Genomic DNA, 5345 nt, shown 5'->3' on the forward strand with positions numbered 1-5345 from the left:
GGCCCCCCCTTCCCGCCCTCCCCGGCCCTTTGCCCCCCCCTACCCTCGCGGCGGCCGACGTGGGCTTACACTACCACCATCCTGCGGCCGGCGGGGGGGGGGCCGGTTCCCCCCCCGCCCCTCGGCGCGTTCCGTGCGTCGTCCTCCGCGTGTCGGGCGTTGTCGCGTCGCGGCGACCGGTCAGGGGACCGGCGCGAAGCCCGGCAGCCAGCGCTCCAGGATGCCCCGGTAGGGCGCCTTCGCCTCCAACTGGCAGAGCACGCCGATCGACCCGAGCGTCACCCGGTGGATGAGCAGGTACGACGGCGGCAGGTTGAGCTGCCGGCTCAGTTGGTACGCGGGGGAGCGGGGGCTGGCCAGCCGGGTCGCCTCGGCGCGCAACCAGGCCCGGCTGAACCGGAACTCCTCGGCGGCGATGGGCTCCAGCATCGGGCGGAGGAAGTCGAGCACCGCCTGGGCGTCGATCTCCTCGGTGGAGGCGATGAAGCCCTCGGACCGCAGGCCCGCCACCACCTCGTCGGCGTCGCCCCGCAGGGCCAACGCGGCGATCCGGCCGATCGGCTCGGGAGTGCCCTCCGGCATCCGGGCCACCGCGCCGAAGTCGATCACGCCGAGCCGACCGTCCGGCAGCAGCCGGAAGTTGCCCGGGTGCGGGTCGGCGTGCAGCAGCCCGGCCCGCTGCGGCGCGGACAGGTGCAGGATGGCCATCAGCCGCCCGGCCTCGTCGCGCTGCTCCTCGGTGCCCTCGCGGATGATGTCCGCCAGCGGGGTGCCCTCGACCCACTCGGTGACCAGGACCCGGGGCGACGCGGAGACCACCGCCGGGATGTGGATCTCCGGGTCGTCGGCGTACGCGGCGGCGAAGGCGCGCTGCGACTCGGCCTCCAGCTCGTAGTCGAGTTCCTCGGTGATCCGTTCCCGCAGCTCGACCAGGAGCGGTTTGACGTCCAGCCCGGGCTGGATCGCCCGGAACATCCCGCCCAGCCGGGAGAGCTGCTTGAGGTCGGCGAGCAGGGCATCGCCCGCGCCCAGGTACTGGATCTTCACGGCGACCTCGCGGCTGTGCGGCGCGCCCGACGGGCCGTAGCCCGGCTCCCGCCACACCGCCCGGTGCACCTGGCCGATGCTGGCCGCGGCGGCCGGCGCGTCGTCGAACTCCACGAACCGGTCCCGCCAGTCCGGGCCGAGCTGCTCGGTGAGCACCTTGTGCACGCTGGCCGCCGGCAGCGGCGGCGCGGCCTCCTGGAGCTTGGTCAGCGCCTGCCGGTAGGGGGCGGCGATCTCCTCGGGCAGGGCGGCCTCGAAGACCGACAGCGCCTGGCCGAACTTCATGGCACCGCCCTTGAGCTGCCCCAGCACGCTGAACAGCTGCTCGGCGGTGCGCTGCTGGATCTCGGCGGAGATCACGTCGGAGGCGAGCCCGGTGACGCGCTTACCCATGCCCAGGACGGTCCGACCGGCGAAGCCGAGCGGCAGAGCGGCGAGCTTGGCGGTCCGGGATACGGCCCGGCGCGGGATGTCGGTCACCCGGTCATTGTTACCGACTCAGGGGGCCTGCGGCTGCTCTGCCGCCCGGCTGGGTGGATGGACCCCGCCCTTCGGGGGCAGCCGACCGGGCCCGGGGGCCCGCGGGACGGCCGTTGCCGCGTCCCCGCGCGGGTCACCGGCGTCCGTCGGGACGGGCCACGGGCGGCGGTCACCGGCGTCCGTCGGGACGGGCCACGGGCGGCGGTCACCGGCGTCCCCGCGCGCAGACGCAGGAGGGGTGCGGGGGCCAGACCCGGCGGCGGAACCGTCCGGGCCCGGCGATCTCCACCGCGCAGCCGAGCGTCTCCGGGGCGCTCCCGTCGAGCTGGGCGAGCGCCTCCGCCGCCGCGTACGCCCCGGCAGCGAGGAGCGTCGCGGTGGCGCACGCCTGTTCCGCGCCGCCGGCGAGCTGGGCGGCCAGCGCCGGCCAGTCCGGGTCGAGGTCCGTCCGGTGCAGGTCGAGGCAGTTCAGGCAGGGGCCGGCGGGCGGGCGGACGAGCGGGCCGACCACGGGCACGCCCTCCCGGAGGGCGACCAGCAGGTGCGGCTGGCGGCGCCGGGCGTGCGCCGCGGCGAGCAGGGCGGCCGGGCGGTCCGCGCCGAGCAGGACGACCAGGTCGGCCCGACCGGGCCGGAGCGGACCCGTGCCCGTGCCCGGGGCGGCGCGCTCGACGGCGTCGCGTACCGCCGGGGCCAGCGGCCGGCCGATCGCGGCGGCCGGGATCCCGGTGCCGACCAGGTCCGCCGGGCGGACCGGGCCGGTCAGGTCCGGGTGCACGTTCCCCACCCCGGCCTGGGCCAGGGCGAGGGCGATCGGGGCGCCGAGGCGGCCGGCCCCGCTGATCACGACCCGGGCGGCCAGCCGGCGGCGTAGCACCTGGGCGGGCGTGCCGGGCAGCCGGGCGGCGACCAGCGCCAGCGCCCCGGCCTCGGCGGCGAGCCGGGCCCGGGACGGCCCGGCCAGGTCCCTCGGCAGCAGCGTGTGCGCGGGTACGACCAGGCCCGCGGCCCGCAGCGCGTCGAGCAGGGTGCGGGCCGCGTCGGGCGCCACCTCGGCGGTGACGGCCTGCTCCAGCACCAGCCGCTCGCTGCGGGTGCCGTCGAGCAGGTCGAGCAGCCGGGCCGCCCGGGGATCGGCGATCTCCAGCAGGACGGCGCGGCCCGGCTCGACGCCGAGCTGGAGGGTGTGCCGGTCCCGCCAGAGGCGGGTGAGGCCGGGCAGCAGCGTGGGGCGGGGGAGCGGGGCTCGACGCATGACAACGAATCGTGACCGCGTCCGTGCTGTCCGTCGATCGTTGTCCACAGGTGCGCGGGTCCCTGTCCAGCGCTGTCCACAGGACATCCCGCGATATCCACAACCGGCCGGTAACCGTGTCGGCGAGCCGACAGTGGCGACGGGTGGGGGAGCGTGGCGGCGCGCGACCGGCGTCGGGCAGAGCTCGGGCCGGGCCGTTCGGGTGGTGGCCGGCGACCCGGACCAGGCGCGGGGACGCCGGAGGGGGTGGCCGGCGGCCACCCCCTCCGAAGCACCCCGTACGGGTCAGACCTTCGCCTTGCCCAGGATGCGGTTCACTGTTGTGCCGCACACCGGACACTTGCCCTTGGCCATGTTCATCCCGGTCTTCGAGACCTCGACGCGTCCCTCGAAGTCCCGCTTCTCCTTGCACTTGACGCAGTAACCGTTGTAGGTCTGGGCCTGGTCGGCCACGGTGCCCTCCTCGTCTCGTCCGCCGGCCGATGCCGTCCCGGCGGGTTGCCCGGCGGCGGGCCACGCGGGCGCCGGCGCTGGGTCGTTCTCCCGCAGCCACCGTCGTGACCGCTGGTGCGCGGACCCTACCCAGGTCTGGGCGGTTCCATGTCAGCTGTGCTTCGCCACTGTGAGCAAGTCGACGTCGAGAGTGTGCATGGCGAATTACGTCTGATAAGTCAGTTTGGCGGGGACACGCCGACCGAACCCGGTCGAAAGCCCCCGTGCGGGGCCCCGAGCTGCGCGCCGACGGGTGATCACCTACGGTTGTGGTGGGTCGGCGCCCGCCCGTCGTCGGTCGCCACGAAGGGTGACGAGGGCCATTCCCGGCCACCCGTTCAAAGTTTTTTCGGGACTCTGCCGACCAATCATCATTTTCCGGGCGCGTGTCGTCGTGTTGACTCTTGCGGACCCCTGGTCAGTACGCATTAGCTTTCCTTCGTGGCAGGAATCCGAGGCTGCGCGGTCTGCTGATGGCAGGGGCGCGCAAGCCGGTCGTCGAAGTGCGGCGCAGCCAGCGCCGGCGACGGACGGTGTCCGCGTACCGCGACGGTGAGCGGGTCGTCGTCCTCATTCCGGACCAGTTCTCCCGGGCCGAGGAGAGCGAGTGGGTCGACCGGATGCTCGCCCGGCTGGCCGCCCGGGAGGGGCGCCTCGCCCGGTCCGACGCCGAGCTGCTCGCCCGGGCCACCCGACTGATCAGGCTCTACCTGGCCGAGCACGGCACGCAGGCGGTGCCGACGAGCGTCCGCTGGGTGACCAACCAGAACGGCCGCTGGGGGTCCTGCACCCCCGCCGACGGCACGATCCGCATCTCGCACCGGGTCCAGGACATGCCGGACTGGGTGATCGACTACGTGCTCCTGCACGAGCTCGCGCACCTCATCGTGCCCAGCCACAACGCCCGGTTCTGGGCGCTCGTCGCGCGCTACCCGAAGACCGAGCGGGCGCGCGGCTATCTGGAGGGCGTCGCCGCGGTCGCCGGCGCCCCGCTGACCGACTGACCCCCGCCGCCCGCGCCGTCGCCGGGCCGACCTGCTCTGCCCGCGCCGTCGGTGCCCCGTCGGCCGGCTCCCGCGCCTCCGCATCCCGCGCCGTCGCTCGTCCGCGGGCGACGGGCTAGGGTCGCGGGGTGGCCCGACGTGTGGTGGTGGCGTTGCTCGGACCGGTGACGTGGTCGCCGCCCGGCATCGACCCGGTGGACTGGCGGGCCGCGCTCGCCGAGGACGTGGTCGACCTGTTCGCCACGCTCAACGAGGTCGAGACGGCGGTCGCCGTCACGCCGGAGGATCGCTGGCTGGCCGACGCGGTGGTCTGGCCGGACACGGCCGTCCACGAGGTGCCCGAGCCGACCCCGAACGCCGTCTTCGCCGCCCTCGCCGGCACCGGGTACGACCAGGCGGCGGTCGTCGCCGGGGACGCCCCCGACGTGCCGGGCCTGACGATCGGCAAGCTGCTCCGCCCGCTCACCACCCGACCGGTGGCGGTCGCGCCGGTCGAGGGCGACGGACCGGGGCTGCTCGGCGTTTCCGCGCGGCTGCCCGTGCCGGCGTGGCTGCCGCCGCTGGACCTGGACACCGCGCGGCCCGCGGCCGTGCGCGCGGCGGCGCCGCGCCCCGGCGACCTGGCGGTCACCCCGGCGTGGCGTCGCCTGCGCGGACCGGCCGACCTGGCCTTCCTCGACCCGGCCGTGGAGGGCTGGGAGACCACCCGCGCGCTGCTCTCCGGCAGCGGTCGGCCCCGCTGACGGCACCGCAAGAGCCACGCGCGACCTTCGCCGGCAAGGAGCACATCGCCCGCAGCACGCACCATGGCGATGGGCCGGGACCGGGCCGCGCCAGGGGCGCCGACCGGACGGGCCCTGGCCGCCGCGACGAGCGGCCAGGCCACACCGCGACGAGCGGCCAAGGCCACACCGCGACGAGCGGCCAAGGCCACACCGCGACGAGGGGCCACGGTCGCACCGCGACGAGGGGCCACGGTCGCACCGCGACGAGGGGCCACGGTCGCACCGCGACGAGGGGCCACGGTCGCACCGCGACGAGGGGCCACGGCCGCGCCGCGCGGGCGG

5 protein-coding genes are annotated in these 5345 nt (G+C 75.9%); 2 read left to right on the top strand and 3 right to left on the bottom strand.

All coding sequences use genetic code 11. From position 1 onward, the window contains the following. Positions 1-180: 180 nt before the first annotated feature. The 3 genes from AB0L34_RS32725 to AB0L34_RS32735 all read right to left on the bottom strand — a co-directional run bounded on the left by AB0L34_RS32725 (position 181) and on the right by AB0L34_RS32735 (position 3235). Positions 181-1527, bottom strand: a complete 1347-nt coding sequence (locus AB0L34_RS32725; RefSeq protein ID WP_363709418.1) for an AarF/ABC1/UbiB kinase family protein — start codon at positions 1525-1527, stop codon at positions 181-183. A 205-nt stretch (positions 1528-1732) separates the two neighbouring features. Further along, positions 1733-2782 (bottom strand): hypothetical protein, encoded by a 1050-nt coding sequence (locus tag AB0L34_RS32730; RefSeq protein WP_363709420.1) that lies wholly within the window; start codon positions 2780-2782, stop codon positions 1733-1735. 285 nt (positions 2783-3067) lie between these two features. After that, positions 3068-3235, bottom strand: coding sequence for a DUF5679 domain-containing protein (locus tag AB0L34_RS32735; RefSeq protein ID WP_012014940.1), 168 nt, complete (start codon positions 3233-3235; stop codon positions 3068-3070). 512 nt (positions 3236-3747) lie between these two features. Here AB0L34_RS32735 and AB0L34_RS32740 point away from each other — a divergent pair. After that, entirely contained in the window at positions 3748-4278 is a 531-nt protein-coding gene (locus AB0L34_RS32740; protein WP_363709422.1) for a M48 family metallopeptidase, read from the top strand. Between the two features lie 128 nt (positions 4279-4406). Further along, positions 4407-5021 carry a hypothetical protein gene (locus AB0L34_RS32745; RefSeq protein ID WP_363709424.1) on the top strand — a complete coding sequence of 205 codons (615 nt, stop codon included), beginning with the start codon at positions 4407-4409 and terminating at the stop codon, positions 5019-5021. The last annotated feature ends 324 nt before the right edge of the window (positions 5022-5345 follow it).

The organism is Micromonospora sp. NPDC052213, from assembly GCF_040679695.1.
Classification (GTDB): domain Bacteria; phylum Actinomycetota; class Actinomycetes; order Mycobacteriales; family Micromonosporaceae; genus Micromonospora.

Bases quoted from the DNA above. Each gene is read 5' to 3' on its own strand.
- AB0L34_RS32730 (WP_363709420.1), bottom strand. From the start codon at position 2,782: ATGCGTCGAGCCCCGCTCCCCCGCCCCACGCTGCTGCCCGGCCTCACC.
- AB0L34_RS32740 (WP_363709422.1), top strand. From the start codon at position 3,748: ATGGCAGGGGCGCGCAAGCCGGTCGTCGAAGTGCGGCGCAGCCAGCGC.